This is a genomic window from Nonomuraea sp. NPDC050691 (assembly GCF_040654455.1).
Lineage (GTDB): Bacteria > Actinomycetota > Actinomycetes > Streptosporangiales > Streptosporangiaceae > Nonomuraea.
The window spans coordinates 26,976-46,078 of the sequence record NZ_JBFAIA010000033.1 but is presented as its reverse complement, the minus strand read 5'-3'; the positions used below and the strand labels follow the sequence as shown (position 1 = coordinate 46,078).

24 protein-coding genes and 1 pseudogene are annotated in these 19,103 nt (G+C 71.6%); 14 read left to right on the top strand and 11 right to left on the bottom strand.

From position 1 onward, the window contains the following. Window position 1 precedes the first annotated feature (1 nt). Window positions 2-616, top strand: coding sequence for a hypothetical protein (locus AB0H81_RS15940; protein ID WP_358374733.1), 615 nt, complete (start codon window positions 2-4; stop codon window positions 614-616). Between the two features lie 304 nt (window positions 617-920). Here AB0H81_RS15940 and AB0H81_RS15935 read toward each other — a convergent pair whose 3' ends face one another. From AB0H81_RS15935 to AB0H81_RS15925, 3 genes are read right to left on the bottom strand one after another with little or no spacing between them, the layout of a single operon-like run. Further along, window positions 921-1,793, bottom strand: a complete 873-nt coding sequence (locus AB0H81_RS15935; RefSeq protein WP_358374730.1) for an aldo/keto reductase family oxidoreductase — start codon at window positions 1,791-1,793, stop codon at window positions 921-923. 33 nt (window positions 1,794-1,826) lie between these two features. Then, complete coding sequence (locus tag AB0H81_RS15930; protein ID WP_358374727.1) at window positions 1,827-2,486, bottom strand: response regulator transcription factor; 660 nt, start codon at window positions 2,484-2,486, stop codon at window positions 1,827-1,829. After that, on the bottom strand, window positions 2,483-3,640 hold the full coding sequence (locus AB0H81_RS15925; RefSeq protein WP_358374778.1) for a sensor histidine kinase: 1,158 nt from the start codon (window positions 3,638-3,640) through the stop codon (window positions 2,483-2,485). Before AB0H81_RS15925 ends, AB0H81_RS15930 begins: the two co-directional genes overlap by 4 nt. Before the next feature lie 74 nt (window positions 3,641-3,714). Between AB0H81_RS15925 and AB0H81_RS15920 the strand changes: the two genes are divergently transcribed. Further along, window positions 3,715-4,701, top strand: coding sequence for a carboxymuconolactone decarboxylase family protein (locus AB0H81_RS15920; protein ID WP_358374775.1), 987 nt, complete (start codon window positions 3,715-3,717; stop codon window positions 4,699-4,701). A gap of 117 nt (window positions 4,702-4,818) precedes the next feature. Here the strand turns inward: AB0H81_RS15920 and AB0H81_RS15915 are convergent, their stop codons facing one another. Continuing rightward, on the bottom strand, window positions 4,819-4,992 hold the full coding sequence (locus AB0H81_RS15915) for a hypothetical protein (protein ID WP_358374724.1): 174 nt from the start codon (window positions 4,990-4,992) through the stop codon (window positions 4,819-4,821). Here AB0H81_RS15915 and AB0H81_RS15910 point away from each other — a divergent pair. Next, complete coding sequence (locus AB0H81_RS15910) at window positions 4,982-5,185, top strand: hypothetical protein (RefSeq protein WP_358374721.1); 204 nt, start codon at window positions 4,982-4,984, stop codon at window positions 5,183-5,185. The two genes, AB0H81_RS15915 and AB0H81_RS15910, sit on opposite strands and share 11 nt — an antisense overlap. A 39-nt stretch (window positions 5,186-5,224) precedes the next feature. On the opposite strand, the pseudogene AB0H81_RS15905 reads toward AB0H81_RS15910, so the two are convergent. Then, a pseudogene (locus AB0H81_RS15905) lies at window positions 5,225-5,650 on the bottom strand (transposase); the annotation flags it as partial. A gap of 153 nt (window positions 5,651-5,803) precedes the next feature. Between AB0H81_RS15905 and AB0H81_RS15900 the strand changes: the two are divergent. Further along, a complete protein-coding gene (locus AB0H81_RS15900; protein ID WP_358374718.1) occupies window positions 5,804-6,208 on the top strand; it encodes a type II toxin-antitoxin system PemK/MazF family toxin in 405 nt (134 codons plus the stop codon). A gap of 668 nt (window positions 6,209-6,876) precedes the next feature. Here the strand turns inward: AB0H81_RS15900 and AB0H81_RS15895 are convergent. Next, a complete protein-coding gene (locus AB0H81_RS15895) occupies window positions 6,877-7,071 on the bottom strand; it encodes a DUF4236 domain-containing protein (RefSeq protein ID WP_358374715.1) in 195 nt (64 codons plus the stop codon). A gap of 82 nt (window positions 7,072-7,153) precedes the next feature. Further along, entirely contained in the window at window positions 7,154-7,357 is a 204-nt protein-coding gene (locus tag AB0H81_RS15890) for a DUF4236 domain-containing protein (protein ID WP_358374713.1), read from the bottom strand. Window positions 7,358-7,579: 222 nt separating this feature from the next. Between AB0H81_RS15890 and AB0H81_RS15885 the strand changes: the two genes are divergently transcribed. From AB0H81_RS15885 to AB0H81_RS15875, 3 genes are all read left to right on the top strand, one after another. Continuing rightward, complete coding sequence (locus AB0H81_RS15885; RefSeq protein ID WP_358374710.1) at window positions 7,580-7,927, top strand: hypothetical protein; 348 nt, start codon at window positions 7,580-7,582, stop codon at window positions 7,925-7,927. Between the two features lie 2 nt (window positions 7,928-7,929). Next, the gene (locus AB0H81_RS15880) at window positions 7,930-8,400 is read left to right on the top strand and encodes a hypothetical protein (protein WP_358374707.1); all 471 of its coding nucleotides are present in this window, start codon (window positions 7,930-7,932) and stop codon (window positions 8,398-8,400) included. A gap of 112 nt (window positions 8,401-8,512) precedes the next feature. Next, the gene (locus tag AB0H81_RS15875) at window positions 8,513-9,376 is read left to right on the top strand and encodes an SMP-30/gluconolactonase/LRE family protein (protein WP_358374704.1); all 864 of its coding nucleotides are present in this window, start codon (window positions 8,513-8,515) and stop codon (window positions 9,374-9,376) included. Between the two features lie 227 nt (window positions 9,377-9,603). Here AB0H81_RS15875 and AB0H81_RS15870 read toward each other — a convergent pair whose 3' ends face one another. Both AB0H81_RS15870 and AB0H81_RS15865 read right to left on the bottom strand, forming a co-directional pair. Beyond that, entirely contained in the window at window positions 9,604-11,112 is a 1,509-nt protein-coding gene (locus AB0H81_RS15870) for a right-handed parallel beta-helix repeat-containing protein (protein WP_358374701.1), read from the bottom strand. Then, window positions 11,058-11,228, bottom strand: coding sequence for a hypothetical protein (locus AB0H81_RS15865; RefSeq protein WP_358374698.1), 171 nt, complete (start codon window positions 11,226-11,228; stop codon window positions 11,058-11,060). Before AB0H81_RS15865 ends, AB0H81_RS15870 begins: the two co-directional genes overlap by 55 nt. A 59-nt stretch (window positions 11,229-11,287) precedes the next feature. On the opposite strand from AB0H81_RS15865, the gene AB0H81_RS15860 reads away from it, so the two are divergent. Beyond that, window positions 11,288-12,232, top strand: coding sequence for a TetR/AcrR family transcriptional regulator (locus AB0H81_RS15860; protein ID WP_358374695.1), 945 nt, complete (start codon window positions 11,288-11,290; stop codon window positions 12,230-12,232). 161 nt (window positions 12,233-12,393) lie between these two features. Here AB0H81_RS15860 and AB0H81_RS15855 read toward each other — a convergent pair whose 3' ends face one another. After that, window positions 12,394-13,509, bottom strand: a complete 1,116-nt coding sequence (locus tag AB0H81_RS15855; protein WP_358374692.1) for a S1 family peptidase — start codon at window positions 13,507-13,509, stop codon at window positions 12,394-12,396. 356 nt (window positions 13,510-13,865) lie between these two features. Between AB0H81_RS15855 and AB0H81_RS15850 the strand changes: the two genes are divergently transcribed. The 3 genes from AB0H81_RS15850 (at window position 13,866) to AB0H81_RS15840 (ending at window position 17,127) form a co-directional block, all read left to right on the top strand. Next, window positions 13,866-15,095: a DUF418 domain-containing protein gene (locus AB0H81_RS15850; protein WP_358374689.1), complete on the top strand. Its 1,230-nt coding sequence runs from the start codon at window positions 13,866-13,868 to the stop codon at window positions 15,093-15,095. A 39-nt stretch (window positions 15,096-15,134) separates the two neighbouring features. Next, on the top strand, window positions 15,135-15,824 hold the full coding sequence (locus tag AB0H81_RS15845) for a TetR/AcrR family transcriptional regulator (RefSeq protein WP_358374687.1): 690 nt from the start codon (window positions 15,135-15,137) through the stop codon (window positions 15,822-15,824). Window positions 15,825-15,915: 91 nt separating this feature from the next. Beyond that, on the top strand, window positions 15,916-17,127 hold the full coding sequence (locus tag AB0H81_RS15840) for a cytochrome P450 (RefSeq protein ID WP_358374684.1): 1,212 nt from the start codon (window positions 15,916-15,918) through the stop codon (window positions 17,125-17,127). A gap of 83 nt (window positions 17,128-17,210) precedes the next feature. Here AB0H81_RS15840 and AB0H81_RS15835 read toward each other — a convergent pair whose 3' ends face one another. Continuing rightward, window positions 17,211-17,528 carry a helix-turn-helix domain-containing protein gene (locus tag AB0H81_RS15835; protein ID WP_358374681.1) on the bottom strand — a complete coding sequence of 106 codons (318 nt, stop codon included), beginning with the start codon at window positions 17,526-17,528 and terminating at the stop codon, window positions 17,211-17,213. A 172-nt stretch (window positions 17,529-17,700) separates the two neighbouring features. Here AB0H81_RS15835 and AB0H81_RS15830 point away from each other — a divergent pair, with 172 nt between their 5' ends. From AB0H81_RS15830 to AB0H81_RS15820, 3 genes are all read left to right on the top strand, one after another. Further along, on the top strand, window positions 17,701-18,045 hold the full coding sequence (locus tag AB0H81_RS15830; protein ID WP_358374678.1) for an STAS domain-containing protein: 345 nt from the start codon (window positions 17,701-17,703) through the stop codon (window positions 18,043-18,045). Between the two features lie 25 nt (window positions 18,046-18,070). Beyond that, complete coding sequence (locus AB0H81_RS15825) at window positions 18,071-18,448, top strand: STAS domain-containing protein (RefSeq protein WP_358374675.1); 378 nt, start codon at window positions 18,071-18,073, stop codon at window positions 18,446-18,448. A gap of 167 nt (window positions 18,449-18,615) precedes the next feature. After that, window positions 18,616-19,029, top strand: a complete 414-nt coding sequence (locus tag AB0H81_RS15820) for a hypothetical protein (RefSeq protein ID WP_358374672.1) — start codon at window positions 18,616-18,618, stop codon at window positions 19,027-19,029. The last annotated feature ends 74 nt before the right edge of the window (window positions 19,030-19,103 follow it).

The window sequence follows — 19,103 nt, the reverse complement described above, 5'->3', positions numbered from 1 at the left end:
CATGAACCATGAGGACGAGTTCGCCCGGGCATGGGCCGATCCACGTAACACCCGCTTCGAACCCCCGCCCGTCGACATCAATCGCGTGCTCGCCGAGCGGTACACGACGGATGAGCCTTTCACCTTCACCCGCGCGATGCTCTGGGACCTCGAGGTCCGCAAGGCGTGGCATCCCGACATCTACCTCCCCTATGTCGTACGGGACCGGAGCGCCTTCACCTGGAACGCCTCGGACGACCTCATGACGTTCAACCGCTCGTCGCAGCAACGGCGCTGGCTGGAGCAGGACGACTTCGGGCTGGTCCTGGAGAGAGTCCACCTGAATCCCGCAGAGCGACGCGTCACCTTCATCGGCGCGGCGCACCTGCCCGGTCCGACCGGCGCCACGCTGCGGGCGGGAACCAGGCAACCGCTCTTCCACATCGAGCACGGGGTCGGCGGCGACGAGAAGGAGCCGCTGAACCTGTGGCGGATCGTCCATCTCACCCAGGAACCGGACGAACGCCTCGCCCAAGCGCTCAGCGGCCGCGTCTCCGGGGGCCGGCTTCCCGGCTTCATCGAGATCTACATGCGTTCAGTCCTGAGCGTCCAGCTCGACAGGCTCGACGCCACCTGACGATCAGCCGGCCAGGGTACGCCGGGCGCCCGAGGGAGGTCCGAGGGGGGTGATTGAGGTGATGATGCTGGTGAGCAGCAGTACCGTTTACCGGTCACTTCGGAGAGCGCTCGAGGGCCGATCGGGCCCGGAATGTCGGTGAGAAGGAACAGCGCCCCGAGGCTCGACATGGGCTCTGGGCGTGAACGCCTGCGACTTCCGGACGCCCATACCCTGCTTGCCCACGAGGTGCACGACGGAGCTGGGTTCATCTGCGTGAGGTGGGCGGGGCCGAACGGCGTAACAGCGATGCCCTGGCCTGTCGTCAGCGGCCGATCTTGTCCAGCTCGGCGAGATCCTCGTCGGAGAGCGAGAGTCCCGCGCCTGCGATGTTCTCACGTAGGTGCGCCACCGACGAGGTGCCGGGGATCAGCAAGATGTTCGGCGACCGCTGCAGCAGCCAGGCCAGGGCGACCGACATCGGCGTCGCGTCCAGCCGGGAGGCCACGGCCGTGAGCGCCGAGGACTGCAGCGGGCTGAAGCCGCCGAGCGGGAAGAAGGGCACGTAGGCGATGCCCTGCTCGGCGAGCTCGTCGATCAGCCCGTCGTCCTGGCGGTGGGCGAGGTTGTACATGTTCTGCACACACACGATCGGCGCAGTCGCCTGTGCCTCGGCGACCTGTTCCGCCGTCGCGTTGCTCACGCCGAGGTGCCGGATCAGGCCCTGCCGCTGGAGTTCGACGAGTGTTTCGAACGCCTCGGCGAGCGAGCCGGGCTGGGGCCCCTGGGCGTCGCCGAGCCGGAGGTTGACCACGTCCAGCGTCTCGAGGCCGAGGTTCTCCAGGTTCTCATGGACGGCCCGGCGCAGGTCGTCGGGCCGCCGGGCCGGTGGCCAGCCCCCGTCATGGTTCCGGGTCGCGCCGACCTTGGTCACGATGTGCAGCGAGTCCGGGTACGGGTGCAGCGCTTCGCGGATCAGCTGGTTGGTGAAGCGCGGCCCGTAGGCGTCGGCGGTGTCGATGTGGGTGATGCCGAGGCCGGCGGCCTCGCGGAGAACGGCGAGTGCGCCGTCGCGGTCGGCGGGCGGGCCCATGACCCAGGGGCCGGCGAGCTGCATAGCGCCGTAGCCGAACCGGGTGACGGTCAGATCGCCCAGGGTCCAGGTGCCGCCGGGAAGCGGGGCGGAGAGCGTCCTCATGCCGTGCCTTTCGTGTTGAGCCAGCTCGACAGGTCAACGGGAGCGGGGCGTCACCAGGCCTGTCTCGTAGGCGAGCACGACGAGTTGGGCGCGGTCGCGGGCGTGGAGCTTGGTCATGGCGCGGCTGACGTGAGTCTTGGCCGTGGTCGGGCTGATCACCATGCGGGCCGCGATCTCGTCGTTGGACATGCCACGAGCCACCAGGGCCGTCACCTCCCGCTCCCGGTTCGTCAGTACCTCCAGGCCCGCGGGGGACGGCTCGGGGCGGTGGGCGACGTACTCCGAGATCAGGCGTCTGGTGATCGAGGGCGACAGGAGGGCGTCTCCCCGCGCGGCGATCCGCACGCCCTGGAGCAGGTCGGCGGGTTCGGTGTCCTTCACCAGGAAGCCGCCCGCCCCGGCACGCAGAGCGTCGAAGACGTACTGGTCCAGGCCGTAGTTGGTCAGGATCACCACATGCACGTCGTTCAGCCGCTCGTCGGCGGCGATGCGCCGGGTCGCCTCGATGCCGTCCATCACCGGCATCTGCACGTCGACCAGCGCCACATCAGGACGGTGCTCCAGGGCCAGGGCCACCGCTTGTTCCCCGTTCGCCGCCTCGGCCACCACCTCGATGTCGTCCTCGGCGTTGAGCAGGGCGCTGAAGCCGGCCCGGATCAGCGCCTGGTCGTCGGCGAGCAATACGCGGATCATGACGTGTGTCCGAGGGGGACGACGGGCTTCGGCTCCTCGCCAGAGGACGGCCTTGCTGAAGGCTGGTCTGCGGGCTCGGTTGCGGACTTGTCCGACGCCCTGGCCGACGGGTTCTCGGAAGGCATGTCTGAGGGCCCGGTCGAGGTCATGTCTGAGGTCTTGGTCGAGGGCTTGGTCGAGGTCTTGTCAGATGTCATGTCTGAAGGCATGGTCGAGGTCATCATCCGGGTCCCGGCCGACGTCTCGGTGGACGTCTTGCCCCGGGTTTTGCCTGAGGTCCTGTCCGGGGTTCGGTCTGATGTCTTGCCTGAGGTCCTGGTGGACGTTCGGTCTGATGTCTTGCCTGGGGTCCTGTCCGAGAGGGCGTCTGAGGGCGGGCCTTCTGGCTTCTCCGGCTTCTCCGGCTTCTCCGGCCGCTCTGGTTCCTCCAGCTGTCCTGAGGTTTTCGTGTCTTTCAGGGCCTCCGCGGCCGCCGGGGCCTGTGACCTTTCCGGATCTTCGGATGGCGTGAGCCGTTGTGAAGCTTCGGGGAGGGGGTGGGCAGCGGGGGAGGAGGGGGTGAGGGCGGAGGAACCGGCCAGGGGAAGCTCGGCCTGGACGGTGAAGCCGCCGCTGGGGCGGGGCTCGGCGCGGAGGTGACCGCCGAGGGCCGTGACACGTTCGTGCATGCCGCGAAGGCCCACGCCCGGCACCGGAGTCTTCGTGAGGGAGGCCCGGCCGTCGTCGTCCACCTGCACGAGCAGCGTCTCGTCGCCGTACCGGATGCGTACCGAGGCCGACGCGGGGCCCGCGTGACGGGCGATGTTGGTGAGCGCCTCCTGAACGATGCGGTACGCGGCCCGGTCTGCCTCGGCCGGCAGGGGACGCCGGTCGCCCTCGATCGTGACGCTCGTGGGCAGGCCGGCGGACCGGGCGCGGCCCACCAGGTCGTCGAGCCGGTCCAGGCCCGTGGCCGGAGGGTCGTCGGCCGAGTCGCGCAGCACCTCCAGTGTCGCGCGCAGCTCCCGCATCGCCTCGCGGCTGGCCTCCTGGATCGCGAGCAGCGCCTCGGGGACCTCCTCGCCGCGCTTGCGCGCCAGATGGACGGCCACCCCCGCCTGCACCTTGATGATGGAGATGCTGTGGGTGAGCGAGTCGTGCAGCTCTCTGGCGATGCGCAGGCGCTCCTCGCCGGCCCGCCGCAGCGCCGCCTCCTCGCGGGTGCGCTCCGCCTCGGCGGCCCGGTGCTCTGGCCGGTGACGTCTCCCGCACCGGCAGGGAGGTCGTCGCGCTCGGCGTGTCCGTGGCCAACCGGTGTCCGTTCTGTGTCGGCGCGCACGCCACCCTGCTGCACGCCACCGGAGAGCACCGGCTGGCGGAGACGATCGCCGCCGGCGGCACACCCGACGATCCCGGGCACGCGGCACTCCTGACGTGGGCCACGGCCACCCGCACGCCCGGCGCCGCCGAGCCGGCCGCGCCCCCGTTCCCGCGCCGGCACACGCCCGAGTACGTCGGCACGGCGTTGACCTTCCATTTCGTCAACCGCATCGCCTCGGCGCTGCTCACCGAAGACCTGCTCCCCGGCGGCCTGCAGAGGTCGCGCCTGGTGCGCAGCGCCGGGGGACGGGCCATGGCCCGCACCGTTCGCAGGCGGCTGACATCGGGGGAGAGCCTCGTGACGCTGGAGGGGCTGCCGGTCGGCCGGGAACGCGGCTGGGCCGCGGGGACGCCGATCGGACGCGCGTACGCGACCCTCACCGCGGTCGCGGGCGAGGGAGAGGCTCTGCTGTCGCCGCGGGCCCGCGCGTTCGTCCGTGAGGCGGTGATGGCGTCCGACGGTTCCCATCCGCCGCTGGGCGGCTGGCCATACCTGGGGTCGCTGCCCGCCCGCGACCGGCCGGGCGCCAGGCTCGCGGTGCTCGCCGCGCTGGCGCCGTACCGGGTGACGGACGCCGACGTGTCCGCCTGGCGGGAGAGCGGGACTCCGGGGAGAACGGTAAGAGCGGGGACACCGGAGAGAGGGGGGACGAGCGACCAGGATCTGGTACGGCTGGTCGCGTTCGGCGCGATGACCGCGACGGCTCATGTGGAGGCCGCCATCACCGCCGCGACGGTCCAGGCGGGGCATGCCGTCACCGCCGCGACGGCTCATGCGGAGGTCGTCATCAACGCCGCGGCGGTCCAGTCGGGGGATGCCGTCACCGCCGAGACCACCCGCGCGGTCCCCGACTGATTCTCGACTCCTCGACCTCATGTGACCGCGAGCGTGTGCTCACCCGAGCCGAAGCCCGCCCGGCACGGTGTGGGGTCATGCTGTGGCCGGCAGGCTCGCGGCCCTCGGATGAACGACTCAGCGGCAGGTCTTGCGATAGGCCAGTTCCGGGATGTGTTCTCGCCACTCGGGAGCGGACAGGCCGCCGTCCTGGCGGCAGATCGCGGCGACGGCGGTGTCCGGATCGACGGTGATCTCACGTAAGGCCCCGTCGGCGGTTGAGACGAGGAGTGCCGTCCGGTTGAATGCCACGGCCGGCGCCGATGAGCTGGACCGGGAGAGGGCGGACGATGACGGTTCCGCCGGGCCGTACCTGGGTCTGGCCCCGTACGACATGGGTATCGACCTGGGCGATCCCAACACTTCCAGCGTCGACTACGACACGGTGGAGAGCACCACCGGATTCGACCTGGTCATCCCCGTCTCCCTAGTACTCCAGCCGTAGATCGTGATCTTCAGGTCTGATTCCCGTGCACGGTGCAGCCCACCGGCAGCGAGACCACGAGGTGAAACGGCGGACCTGGTGCTCGTCCAGTCCGGCCAGGCCCTTTCCGGACTGGAAGGTCTCCTCCACCCGCCATCTCGACCCGGCGACCCGTACCAGCGTGGCCAAAGGCACCGGAGCCGGCGACCAGCAACGGTAGCAAGCCAGTTCACCGGTGGTGCGGTTGCGGCGGATCAGCGGTTGGTGGCTCGCGAACTTCCCCCCGCCCGTGGTGACTTCGGCCGAGCAAGCAACGGCGAGCACGTAGCCGACCTGGCGCTCTTCCAGCGCGGCCCGCAGCTTGGGGTTGCCGCCGTAGACCTCATCGCCCGCGACCCAGCCCACACGGTGCCCGGCGTCAAGGAACCGGAGGACCTCGAACGCCTCCTGCCAGCGGGCAGGGTCTACGCTGTGACTCGCGGCCACCGCATGATCTTCAGTCTTCACACCGATGATCAACGGTGGCCGAGCCCGTCTTCACCGCCCCTCGGTCACGACGTGCGAAGACGGGGCCGCGTCCCTTCCGTGTCCCGCACGGGGCACGCAGCGTTCGCCCGCCGTCTCGTGCCAGGAGGACACATGCGACGCGGTGAAGTCTGGTGGGTCGACTTCGATGAGCGACGCCCGGTCGTCCTGCTCTCGGACGAGGAGTCATCCGGGTTTCAGGCCATGCAGGTCGTTGCGCCAGCGGGCGTCGACATCAGCGGCCTGGGCGTTGAAGTGGCCGTAGGAGCCCCGGAAGGACTGCCCTTCGAAGGCGTGCTGCGGTTCGCGTTCCCGCGTCCGGGCTTTACTCCGTGCACATGGCTGACAACCGTGGCCCGGGACGACCTGATCGAGCGGGCGGGCGTGTTGTCCTCCGCGAAGCTCAGCGAGGTTGGAGAAGCCCTCCGTGCCGCTGGAGAGAGGAGGGAGTGGACCCCGATGACGGCTGCCAGGATCAGCGAGATCAAAGATGCCCGCCGTCTCGAAGGACTCGAGTAGCGGACGCCTGTGCCGCCCAGCTCGATCTCGTCGACGACTGACCGCTGCCCCCTCTCCGCCGCACTCCAGCAACAAGATCACGATCTACGGCTGTAGTACTAGGGAAGGTGACCATCACCAACCGCGGCCCGGGCACCGCCCATGTCCAGGTGTCGATGCGCGGCTGCTTCACCGCCCCCGATGCCGGTCGAATACGACAACCCCCGTAACTGCCCGTCACGGAAACCAGCCCCGAAGAGGGCGAGGCAGCCACCACAGGCGCACCTGGCCGCAGCTTCAAGGCGCAGGCTCGGAAGGGCTTCAATCGAAGCGGTGCCCCCGGCGTGTTCGAAGGCAAGGTGTGGTGGCATGCCCCAGCGCCCTGTGAGCTCTACATCGATGCCGTGGTCCGCGGCACCCGCTCAACCCCGGAATGCGTCGGCGCGCTCGTCCGGATGGACGGCAACGTCTACAGCAACCGGACGAAGTAAGTTGCCTGCGGCAGAGGTGCTTCAAGACACATCGAGGGCTGGTTCCAGAGAACGGCCACCCGGGTCGGCTTCAAGGCCTGCCAGGTCAACCGGAAGACCGGGCGCTACAGCTGGCGCGACCGAGTGGAAATGACGAGGCCGGGGCCGTCCGCGATGACGCGGCGGCCCCGGCCGGCCCTCTCGGGCGGGCGGCGTGCCTCAGTCTCTCGCACGGCTGCTCAGCGTCTTGCGCCAGTGAAACCCGCCCGGCAGGTTCACCGACAGCGTCTTGCGGCCGTCAGCGGTCTTGGTGACCCGGAACAGCCGGTTGCCCCAGCTGTGTCCGACGCCGCCCCGGGACAGGTTCAGCCGCAGCGGCCCCACGTTGATCGACTTCCGGTAGCTCCAGCCCATCGCCGTCCTCCCTGGACTTCTCTTGACTTCAGAGACTTCGGAACGACCACCAGCTACCCGGGAAAAGCGAGATATATCGGGTTTAGTAATGTCCGCGGTAATGCCGCTTGCCGAACGTCTTGCCGAGGTGGAAGCCGCCGGGCAGCCGCAGCGACACGTGCCGGCGGCCGTCGGGAGTGGTCGTGACGTGGAACCGGCGCCCGCCGAAGCTGTGGCTCACGCCGTGCCGTGACAGGTTGAACCGGAACGGCCCGACCTTGATCGACTTGCTGTAGTGCCAGCCCATGTTCCTCCTCCGGCATAGGCGTCGCCCCGGGCGCGCCGGGCCGACGAGCGGTACCCGGACAACGGGCGGCGGCCCGCCGTGGTTCCCGAGAAACCGGCAAATCGGGCAGCGGCCACATTTCTCAGCAGATCTTCATGAACCGGCGAGAATGCTTTGAGACAAGCCGGAGAACGTGGGAGTCACCGCAAGAACCCCCGTACCGAATGGGCTTCCATGACACCCATGAAGATCAAGCTCGTGGCGGCGGCCCTCGCCGCCGGCCTCGCCTCAGCGGCCTGCTCGGCGAGCGAGCCGGCGCCCGCCGCCACCGTCTCGGCCGGCACCACCGCAGGCGCCACAGCGGGCGCAGCGACAGGCAAGGTCTCGGCGAACACCGCCGACGAGTCCCGGATCGCCGCCGCCCTCAAGGCGGCCGGCGTCGACAACCCCGAGCGGTGGGCCGAGGAGGTCGTCGAGTACCGCCCGTACGCGGCCGACGACGCCGATCTCACCTCGTTGCGGCAGAACCTCGCCAAGTACAACCCGGGCGAGGACACCGTCGACAAGATCGTATCGGCGCTGACGCCATGACCGTGACCCTGCGCCAAGGCCTGCTCGGAGTCGCCGCGATCAGCGTCGGCGGCGCCGCCTTCGAGCTGGCGGCCGAACGCCACTGGCAGTCGTTGGAGCAGCTCGTCCCGTGGGCGACGCTGGCCGTGCTCGTGATCGCCCTCGGGGTGTGCGCGTTCGGCCGCTCGCCGCGCGGGGCCGCCGTCGTCCGGGTGCTCGCCGGGGTCGTCCTGCTGGCCGCGCTGTTCGGCGTGTACGCGCATGTGTCCGCCAACCTCGCCTCGGGCCCGCTCGACCAGGCGTACGCGGACACGTGGGACACCCTGAGCCCGCTCACCCAGTGGTGGTACGCCCTGTCGAAGACCGTCGGGCCGACGCCGCCCCTCGCGCCCGGCATGCTCGCCCAGAGCGCGCTCCTCCTCGTGCTGGCCACGTTCGCCTCCCCACGGCGGCCCGGTGTGCCGGCGGAGAGCGTGACGCGGACACCCGCCTGACGTGGTCCCCGGAGAACGGCGGGACGCGGGCGCCCGCCTGAGGTGATCCGCGGCGCGTCCGTGGCAGTCTGCCTCTTGGCGGCAAACGCGGCCGCACCGAGAGGAGCATGCCATGACCATCGCCGTCGAACCCGTGACGGGTCCCGTCGCCGAGCACGCCGAGGGACCCGTGTGGTGCGCCCGCTGGGGCGGCCTGCGCTGGGTCGACATGCTGGCCGGCGACGTGCTGCACCTGGACGCGGACGGGACCGTGCGCCGCCGCCACGCCGGGAAGGTGGCGGCGGTCGTCCGGCCCCGCACGGCCGGCGGCTACGTGGTGGCGGCCGAACGCGAGCTGCTGCTGGCCGACGCCGACGACCTGGACGCGCCGCTGCGCTCGCTGGGGGAGCAGTGGAGCGACCCGGGGATCCGGATGAACGAGGGCGGCTGCGACCCCGACGGGCGCTTCTACATCGGCACCATGGCCTACGACGAGACGCCGGGAGCCGGCGACCTGTACGTGGCCGAGCCGGACGGGTCGCTGCGCGTGGTGGTGCCGGGGGTGACGATCTCCAACGGGTTCGGCTTCAGCCCGGACGGGTCGCTGGCCTACTACGCCGACACCTCGACGGGACGGGTCGACGTGTTCGACTACGAACCGGGACGCGGGCTGTGGGAGCGGCGGCCGTTCGTGTCCGTGGACCCGGAGCGGGGCGCCCCCGACGGCCTGACCGTGGACGCCGAGGGCGGGGTGTGGGTGGCGCTGTGGGGCGGCGGCGCGGTCCACCGCTACGGCCAGGACGGGACGCTCGAGGCGGTCGTGGAGCTGCCGGTGGTCAACGTGACGGCGGTGACGTTCGGCGGGGACGGGCTGGACCGGCTGTTCGTCACCAGCTCGGCCCGCGGTGTGGACCGGGCCGAGCAGCCCGCCGCCGGATCGGTCTTCACGGCCGATCCGGGCGTGCTCGGCCGCCCGGTTCTCGAGACGACCCTGTGACGAAACCCCTGTCACACGACCGCCTCTGTGACGAGACGGCTCAGCGTGCCGACTCCCTGGCCGAAGGCGACGACGATCCGCCCACCCGGGGCGTCGGCCGAGGCGGGGTGCCCGGCCTGGCGGCCCCGCCCCAGCCGCGCCCCGCCCCAGCCGCGCCTCGTCCCGCCGCGCCTCCGTCAGCACCCGCCGACCCTGGGGGAACCGGCGGCCGGGCCGAGGGGGACGGCTCAGGAGGCGCCGGACGGCAGCGGCTCCGTCAGGGGCGCCGGCCGGAGCCCCGGGCGGGGCGTCAGCAGGCCGGCCCGTGAGCGGACGGCCTCCGTGGCGGCCAGCAGCTCCGCCTCGTCCGCGAGCGTGCTGTTGCCCTCGTACGTCACCCCCTGCGGCGGCGCGTCGGCCCCCATCGGGTCGGCGTCCCACACGTTGCCCCGGACCACCGCGCCGTCCTCGTGGGACTCGCCCTGCGGGCCCGCCAGGTAGACGCCGCCCCCGTCGGCCATGACGCTCATCGTGCCGGTGGTGACGTTGCCCAGGATGCGGGTGCCGCGCCCGGAACCGGCGACGATGCCGCAGTGCGGCGTCTCGGCGATGTGGTTGCGGGAGAGCGTGCAGCCGGTGGTGCCGAGCAGCGCGACGCCGGGGGAGCCGGGGTGGTCGAGTCCGACGTGGTGGATCCAGTTGTCCTCGGCCAGCACGTCGCGGGCGCTCCCTGTGACCGTGAGGGCCCCGGCGGACAGCGTGTCGAAGTCGCAGCCGCGCACCGTCACGTCGGCGCCGCCGTGCACGCCGACGCCGGTGGCGCCGAGCCGGGTGAAGCGACAGCCGTCGACCGTCACCCCGGACACGCCGTCGAGCACCACGCACGCCGGGATCGTGGCGGACTCGCGCGGCACGGTCACCGAGCCCACGCCCTCGCCCAGCGACACCGTGTCGATCGGGCCGCCCTCGTAGAAGCCGCTCCCGTGGTAGTGGAGGAACCCTTCCGGGCCGCCCGGCCGGGTCCAGGTGGCGTCCGCGAACGTCAGCCCGCGCAGCGACACGTCCCGCGCGCCGGTCACGCGTAACAGCGTCTCCAGGGCCGGGACGACCACGTCCTCGGGCCGCTCGCCCGGCCGCGGCAGGTAGCGGACGACGTGGGCGCCGGGCGCCGAGCGGTCCAGCACGAACGTGCCGGGGAGCGTGAGGAACGCCGCGTCGTTCTCGATCCGTGTGGGCAGGCCGAGGCCGCGCGAGGTCACGCCCTGCCACGTGGAGTTGTACAGGTCGAGGGCCCGGCCGAACGCGGGCTGCGCCATGGTGATCACCGTCGTGCCGTCCTCGGCGGTGACGGCGGCCACGCCGCAGCGGGCCTCGGTCCACGGGTAGACGCCCCGGTGGACGAACTCGACGTCGCCCGGGTTGCGCCAGCTCAGGGGATCGGCGCTGTCGGTGGTGTAGCCGGTCTCGGTCATGGCGGCCGTGCCGGGCAGGGCGTCGATCGAGGCGCGCTCGGCCCTGCGGCCCGCCGCGTAGAGCTGGCGCGGCTCCAGGCTCCCGACGACGGCAGCCCACACCCCGCCGGTCTCCTCCCGTACGGTCACCCGGCGCCCTCCGCTCAGCACCACCTCCTCCTGGTCCGGGGTGCCGTAGCCGAAGGCCTGGTAGACGACCCGGTGGCCGTCGCGGCCGGAGTCGGCCGCGGTCAGTTCCAGCGGCTCGTCGAGGGGGTAGGTGCCGCCGCGGAGCTGCACGAGCACGTCGCCGCGGCGGCGGCGCGGGCCGCCTCGCGGGCCCGGCCGGGCGTGGCGAACGGCCGCTCGCGCGTGCCCGGTCCGGAGTCGTCCCCGCCGGGGGCCACAAAGAACTCGATCATGGACGGGTCCTCCACAGTCGTATGTTTATGATGTACGCAAGGTGTATACCATAAACGTGATGGCGAGAAGTGACGCGGAAGATCCCGGGCACGGCATGGAGCTGCTGTGGCGTGACGCGGACGGCGGCGCGAGGCGCGGCGCGCGGCAGGGGCTCGACCTCGACCGGATCGTGCGCGCGGCCGTCGAGCTGGCCGACGCCGAAGGGCTGGCCGGGCTGTCCATGCGCAAGGTGGCCGACCGGCTCGGGTTCACCACCATGTCCCTCTACCGGCACGTGCCCGGCCGTGACCAGCTCGTCGAGCTCATGCGCGACGCCGTCCTGGCCGAGCTCGCCGGGCCTGAGGGCGCGGGCGACGAGCCGCCCGCACGGGGAGGGGCGCACGCCCCGGCCGGGGAACGTGGGAGCGCTCGGTGGAGGGAGCGGCTGGAGGCCCTCGCGCGGCAGGGCTGGGAGCTCCGCAGGCGTCACCCCTGGCTCGCGGAGGGGCGCGGTCTCCGCCACCTGCCCGGCCCGAACGCCGTCGCCTACTACGAGCGCATGCTGGCCGCCGTCGCCGGCACCGGCCTGCCGCCCTCGGAGGTGCTCGCCGTGGTGGATCTCGTCGGGCGGTTCGTCGACGCCGAGGCGCTGGTGTTCGTGGAGGCCGCCGAGGCCGAGCGCCGCAGCGGCGTCAGCGACGAGGAGTGGTGGGACGCCCGGCGGTCGCTGTTCGAGCGGTTCGAGCGCTTTCCGACGATCACCCGGCTCTGGGAGCAGGGCGGCTACGACCACCCCGAGGACTCCTTCACCTTCGGCCTGGCCCGGCTGCTCGACGGGATCGAGCTGCTCGTCCGGCGGCGTTCCGGCGCCGAGGAGCGTGATGAAACGCGTGACGAAACCTCGGTGTGCCGGGTGTGTGGCACGCCGGTCGAGCGGCCGCCGTCCGGGCGTCCCCGCGCGTACTGCTCACCGGCCTGCCGCCAGCGCGCCTACCGCGAGCGCCGCGCCACCGAAGGCGCCTGACGCCGCACCCCGCCCCAGCCGCGCACCCGCCCGAGCCACGCATCCGCATAGCCGCGCACCCGCGCGAGCCGGCCGCCCGCGTGGAAGGGCACACGAAACGGCGTGCCCGGGCATGATGTCCCGGGCACGCCGTGTCATCCGTCAGGCGGTGCCGCCGGAGGCTAGCCGACCGTCAAAGTCAGCCCGTACGCCGACAGGGCCTCGTTGACCGGCTGGTGGTAGGTCGTGCCGCCGATCGAGCAGTTGCCGGACCCGCCGGAGGTCATGCCCTGGGCCTGGCTGCCCGAGATGAACGAGCCGCCCGAGTCGCCCGGCTCCGCGCACGCGCTGGTGCGGGTGAGCCCGGTGACCGTGCCCTGCGCGTAGCGCACGGTGGCGTTGTGCTGCTGGATGGTGCCGCAGCGCCAGCCGGTGGTGGAGCCGGAGCGGCAGATGGACGCGCCGACCGAGGCCTGCGTGGAGCCGCGCACGGTCACGTTCGCGCCGCCGGAGCCGCGCACGTACGGCGTCACCGTGTTGCCGGGGGCGGCGACCCAGGCGTAGTCGTTGCCCGGGAACGAGGAGCCCTGGAAGGTGCCCGTCGGGTTCGTGGTGCGGGAGCCGGCCCGGCCGCAGTGGCCGGCGGTGACGAAGCCGGGGGTGGTGCCGCGGGTCACGGAGAAGCCGACGCTGCACCGGCTTGAGCCGATGTAGTACGGCGCGCCGCCGACGATGTTGATGAACGTCTGCGGGGACTCGCCGCTGACCTGCACCTTGACGACGCCCTGCTCGGCGCCCGCCTTCGCGGCGAGCCGGTCGCCGGAGCGCTGGTCGGGGGCGACGACGACGACCGAGTTGGTCGTCACGTCGACGTACCAGAGGGTCGCCTTCGTGCCGGAGGCGGCCTGGTCGAGCCGGTCCTTGACGGCGGTGAGCTGCGTGAGCGTCCGCGCCACCACCACGGGCTGCGCGCCCTGCGCCTCGATGGAGGCCGTGGCCGCCGGGTCGGTGGTGGCGACCATGAGTTTGGAGGCGTCCGCGTTGAGCCAGGACCCGCCGTACGAGGCGCCGAGCGATGAGCTGAGCCGCGCCTCGGTGGCGGCGGCGCGCTGCTCGTTGGCCAGGCGCGTCAGCGCCTGCTGCTCGGAGAGGCCGAGGTCTCGCTGGAGGGCGTCCACCACCTCGCGGGGAGCTTCGTCGCCGGGAGGAGTGGGTGCGGCGACCGCGGGGGTGAGGGGGGTGGCCAGGCAGGCGGCGACGATCGTGGCGCCGACCAGGCCCATGCGCTTACTCCACATGTGCACTCCTTTGTGGGGGGTGCTGTCAAAGTATCGACTGGGTTGGATCCGGCTAGTCGTCAAAGGCCACCTATCACCGTGATATGGAGGCGGACCAGCGAACCGTCACGGACGGCAGCCCTTCCGTGGCCGCCCGTGCCGACCCACCCGACGATCACCGTACGTCACCTTGATCCGGATCCCAACGACCCCGGACCACCCCGGCGAGCCCCTCCCTTTCGCGCCTTTCGTGAAGTTTCCGCGCCCGGGAAGCGGGCCGGCACCGCCTTTGGGCGCGGGCCGCGGCGTCTTTGGGAGGGGAGCGGGCAGACCAAGGTCCGATGTGGCGGGGGCCGCGCCCCGCCTAGCGTCGCGGCATGACGCAGCCGTCCACTCCCCCCACCTCCCCGGCAGGTCGGGGTCATGAGGTCGCCCCGGCCGGCCGGGTTCACGAGGTCGACGCGGTACGCGGGTTCGCCCTCGCGGGCATCCTGGTCGCCAACATCGGCTTCCTGGCCTACCCCGGTGACGCCACGACCGGCGCCATGCCGATCCCCGACGGGCCCGTCGCATCGGTGATCGTCGCCCTGGTCCTGACCAAGTTCTACGTGATCTTCTCGTTCCTGTTCGGCTACTCCTTCACGCTCCAGATGCGCGCCGCCGAACGTTCGGGGGCGAGCGTGCGGGCGCGCACCCTGCGCCGCTGCCTGGGGCTGTTCGTCATCGGTGTCGCGCACGGCTTCCTGCTGTGGTTCGGCGACATCCTCACCCTGTACGCGGTCCTCGGCGTGGTCCTGCTGGCCCTGCGCGGTCTGCGGCCGAGGACGGCCGTCATCACCGGGGCCGCGATCATCGGCACGCTCACCCTGGCCATGCTGGCGCTCGCCGTGCTGTCCGCGATCGACCCGCCCGGCGTCCCGGCCGAGGCGTCCGACCCCGCCGAGGCGGCCCGCGTCCTGGCCCTGGCCACCGGCGGGCCGCTGGACTTCCTGCGGATGCAGGCCGCCCTGTACCCGCCCCTCGCGCTCATGATCTGGGCCTTCCAGGGGCCGACGGCGCTGGCCATGTTCCTGTTCGGCCTGGCGGCGGGCAAGACGCGACTGCTGGAGGGGCTCGGCTCCCGCACGCGCCTGCTGCGCCGGGTCCAGTGGGCCGGATTCGGCGCCGGCCTGCCCGGCGGCGTCGTGTACGCCTGGAGCACGTCCCGCGGCGGCGTCGCGGAGGTCGCCGGCCTGGCCGTGAACACCCTCACCTCGCTGCTCCTCGCCGCCGCCTACGTCGCCACGCTCGTGCGGGTCATCGGCCGCTTCCCCGCCGTGGGGCGCGCCCTGGCGCCCGCCGGCCGGACGGCCGCCTCCAACTACCTCGGCCAGTCGCTGCTGGTCGCCCTGGTCTTCACCGGGTACGGCCTGGCGCTCGGCGGGCGGCTGGCGCCGATCGCGGTCATGGGTGTCGCCGTCGCGATCTACGCCGTGCTGCTGGCGCTGAGCGCCTGGTGGCTGCGCTCGCACCGGTACGGCCCCGTCGAGTACGGCCTGCGCCGTCTCACGCACTGGTCCGCCCACTCCTTGACCGAGCGCTCGGTTGGGAGATATATCAGGTCATAGACATATGTAGGGAACCCGATATTCAGCCGGGAGGCGGTCGTGGCCCGTACCCAGGACCAGCGGCGGGCCGAGACCCGTGCCCGGCTGATCGACGCCGCGGCCGACCTGTTCGCCCGCAAGGGCTTCCACGCCGTCTCCGCCGAGGCCGTGGCCGAGGCGGCGGGCCGCACCACCGGCGCCCTCTACAACCACTTCGGCGGCAAGGAGGGACTGCTGCTGGCCCTGCTGGAGGTGTGGAAGGACCAGACGGCGGCCGAGCTGCTCGCCGGGTTCGAGGACGTCACCCGGCTCGACGAGCGGCTGGCGGCCCTGTTCGAGGTGCTCACCCGCGACGACGGTGATCGCGGTGCGTCATGGCTCCTGCTGGAGATGGAGCTGTGGCTGCACGGCGCGCGCGATCCCGAGATCGGCGAGCCCCTCGCCCGCAGGTACGCCGGCATCCGTGCCCGGCTGGCCGAAGGGCTGGCCGGCTGGGCCGACATGGCGGGGGTGCCCCTGCGGCGCTCGCCCGAGCAGACGGCCACGGCCGTGCTCGGGGTGCTGATCGGCTGCGCGGTGCAGCACCGTCTCGACCCGCCGGCGGTCGAGACGCGGGCCGTCGTCGAGAGCCTGCGCGACCTGCTCGGCCTCCCGTACGGCCCACCGCACGACCGGGCGTCGCCGTACGACCGGTCGTACGGCGACAAGCCACCCGAACAGCCACCCGAAAAGCCGGCCGAACCCGTCTAGACCGTCCCGCCTGGACCGCCCCCGCCGGACCGACCCGCCCGCCGCACCCGCACCCCCACCTCTCCCGACTCGCGCCGAAAGGGGAGCACCCATGCGGATCAACCTGTTAGAGGACGCCTGGGAGCAAGAAGTTCCGCACGAACAGTTCGCCTACCTCCGCCGCCACGCCCCTGTCTACTGGCACGACATCCCGGAGGACACGGGCTTCTGGGCCGTGACCCGCTACCACGACGTCAAGGCGATCAGCCGCGACACCCGCACCTGGTCCACCGAGGTCGGCACGGCGTTCCTCCGTGACCAGACCCCGGAGTTCATCGAGGTCGCCGGCCTCATGCTGCTCAACATGGACCCGCCCAAGCAGACCCGCTACCGCCGCCTGGTCAGCGCCGGTTTCACCCCGCGGACGATCGCCCGGCTCAAGGACCAGGTGCGGCGCAGGGCCGAGCGCATCGCCGACGGCGTCCTCGACAAGGGGGGCGAGGTGGAGTTCGTCACCGACGTCGCCGAGTACCTCCCGCTGCAGATGATCTGCGACCTCGTCGGCGTCCCCGAGGAGGACCACGCGATGATCTTCGAGTGGTCCAACCGCATGGTCGGCTTCCAGGACCCCGACTTCCGCACCACGCCCGAGGACGGCGAGATCGCCGCCGCCGAGATCTTCCAGTACTGCGACGGCCTGGTCGAGGAGCGGCGCAAGCACCCCCGCGACGACATCCTCACCAGCCTGGTCGAGGCGGAGATCGACGGCGACCGGCTGACCCGGGAGGAGATCGACGCGTTCTTCGTGATCCTGTGCGTCGCGGGCAACGAGACGACCCGCAACCTCATCGCGCACGCCATGAACGCGCTCATCGACCACCCGGACAGCTACCGCGAGCTGTCCGCCGGCCTCGGCGACGACAAGCTGTGGCACACCGCCACCGAGGAGTTCCTGCGCTGGGGGTCGTCCATCCACAACTTCCGGCGCACGGCGACGCGCGACACCGAGCTGCACGGCCGGCGCATCGCCGAGGGCGAGAAGGTGGTCACGTTCTACATGTCCGCCAACCGGGACGAGACCGTCTTCCCCGACCCGTACACCTTCGACATCCGCCGTGACCCCAACGACCACGTGACGTTCGGCGGCGGCGGCCCGCACTTCTGCCTGGGCGCCAACCTGGCGCGGCTGCAGATCACCTGCATGATCAGGGAGCTGCTGCGCCGCTTCCCGGCGGCCGAGCACGCCGGGCCGGTCCGGCGGATGCGCTCCGACTTCATCAACGGCATCAAGCACATGCCGGTCCGCTTCGCGACCACCGCCTGAACCCCCTGGCCGGCTGAACGTCCTGAACGTCCCGGTCAGGGTCATGAGCCCGCCCGCATGGTCGCGGGCGGGCCCGTGCGGTCTCAGGTGGGGGTGCCGGTGTGGTCGCGATGGGTGAACATGTCGATGAGCACCCGCACCGGCATGTCCGCCTCCGTGTGGTGCCGGAAGCTCCGTTCGGCGTTGATGCTGTAGTGGTTGCGCCTGCCCACGCGGATGGGGTTGAGGTAGCCCGCCTCCCGCAGGTCCGTGACGATGCCCTGCGCCGACCGCTCGGTGATGCCGATCGTCGCCGCGATCTCGCGGACGCGCACCTCCGGGTTGCGGGCTATCTCCAGCAGCACGCGCGCATGGTTGGTGAGGAAGGTCCAACGGGACTGACCGCCGGTGATGTTGCCCATGAAACTCACTCCGTAGGCCCGGGCGGGGATCCGGGGCTGGATGTCACCCAAGATTTTATAGCGAAAAATCTTTCCTGTATTCTCATACACGCTTACCCTTGGGGGCTACAAGAAGCGCCGCGAAGGTTGGTGATCTCCGGTAGAAAGGGCGACCGGCAAGGGAGGCGACGACGTGCTCAAAGGCGACACTCCGCGCTTCCGGGGCGAGACCCCGGTGGGCGAGCGGGTGCTGTACGCCGACGGGCTCCTGCGCGTCACCTCGGCCGACCGCTCCGGCGCGCCGGCGGTCGCGCTCGTCGGCGAGGTGGACCGCACCAACAGTCCCGCCCTGGCGCGCGTCCTGCGCGAGGCGGCCGGGTCCGGAGGGAGCGTCGTGATCGACGCGGCGCGGCTGTCGTTCGTCGACGTCTCCGGTGTGCGCGTGCTGCTCGGGCTCGTCCGCGAGGGCGCGGCCACGGTGATCGAGGTGCCCGACCAGTTGCGCCGCCTGCTGGCCATGCTCCACCAGACCCTCTAGCCGACCGGCCCAGCGCGAGGATTCGATGACATTGCTGACCCTCACCACCCGGCGGCTGCCCGGCGCGAGCGTGATCGCCGTCGGCGGCGAGGTGGACGCCGTGACCGCCGGCCGGCTCGAGGACTTCATCCGTGAGGCGTGCCCCGGCGTGGGGGAGCGGCTCGTGCTGGACCTGAGCGAGATGCCGTTCATGGCCAGCCCGGGCCTGCGCGTGCTCATCACCGCCGACGCGCTCCTCCGCGACGTCGGCGGGAGCCTGCACCTGGCCGGGGTGCGGCCCGCGCCGGCCCGCCTCCTGGAGATCACCGGCACCACCGGCGTGCTGCGGATCCATGCGACGGTCGACCACGCCCTCACCGCTCCCCTGGACGACCTGGACGACCTGGACGAGCGGGGCGCCTGACGGGCGCGTCCGGCCCGTAACCCTCCAGAGGCACCAAGGCGCGCAGCCGCAACATTTACCGCAAGCAGAACCTCGTGCGCCCCTCCATCAGTACTGTCGGTATATAACGCACTTCGCAGCGTGATCGATAGAGTGGGGTATCAGGCAGTCTTTCGGGGGGATTCGCCATGACCTATCAAGCGCGGCACCACGTCACCGGCTGGGTGGGCTGGGTGTGGTTCGCGGCCGTCATGATCATCATGTCGGGCCTCTTCAACGTGATCTCCGGCCTGTACGCGATCTTCAGCGGCGACTTCTACGTCGAGACGGCCCGGCGGCTGTTCCTGTTCAACCTCACGGGGTGGGGGTGGGTGCACCTCCTGCTGGGGATCCTGCTGTTCGCGGTCGGCGTCGCCCTGCTGGTCGGGCAGACGTGGGCGCGCGTCATCTCGGTCGTCCTCGTCATGCTCAACGCGATCACGCAGCTCATCTGGATCGCCGTCAACCCCTGGTGGTCACTCGTCGTCATCGCGGTGGACCTCGTCGTCCTGTACGCGCTCATCGTCCACGGCCGCGAGGCCAAGGAGATGGCCGAAGGGTGAGAGCCCGCCCGGTGCGCGGCCGTCACCTCCCTGACGCCGCGCGCCGGGCGTCCTCGTGTCCGCGCCCGGGGTAG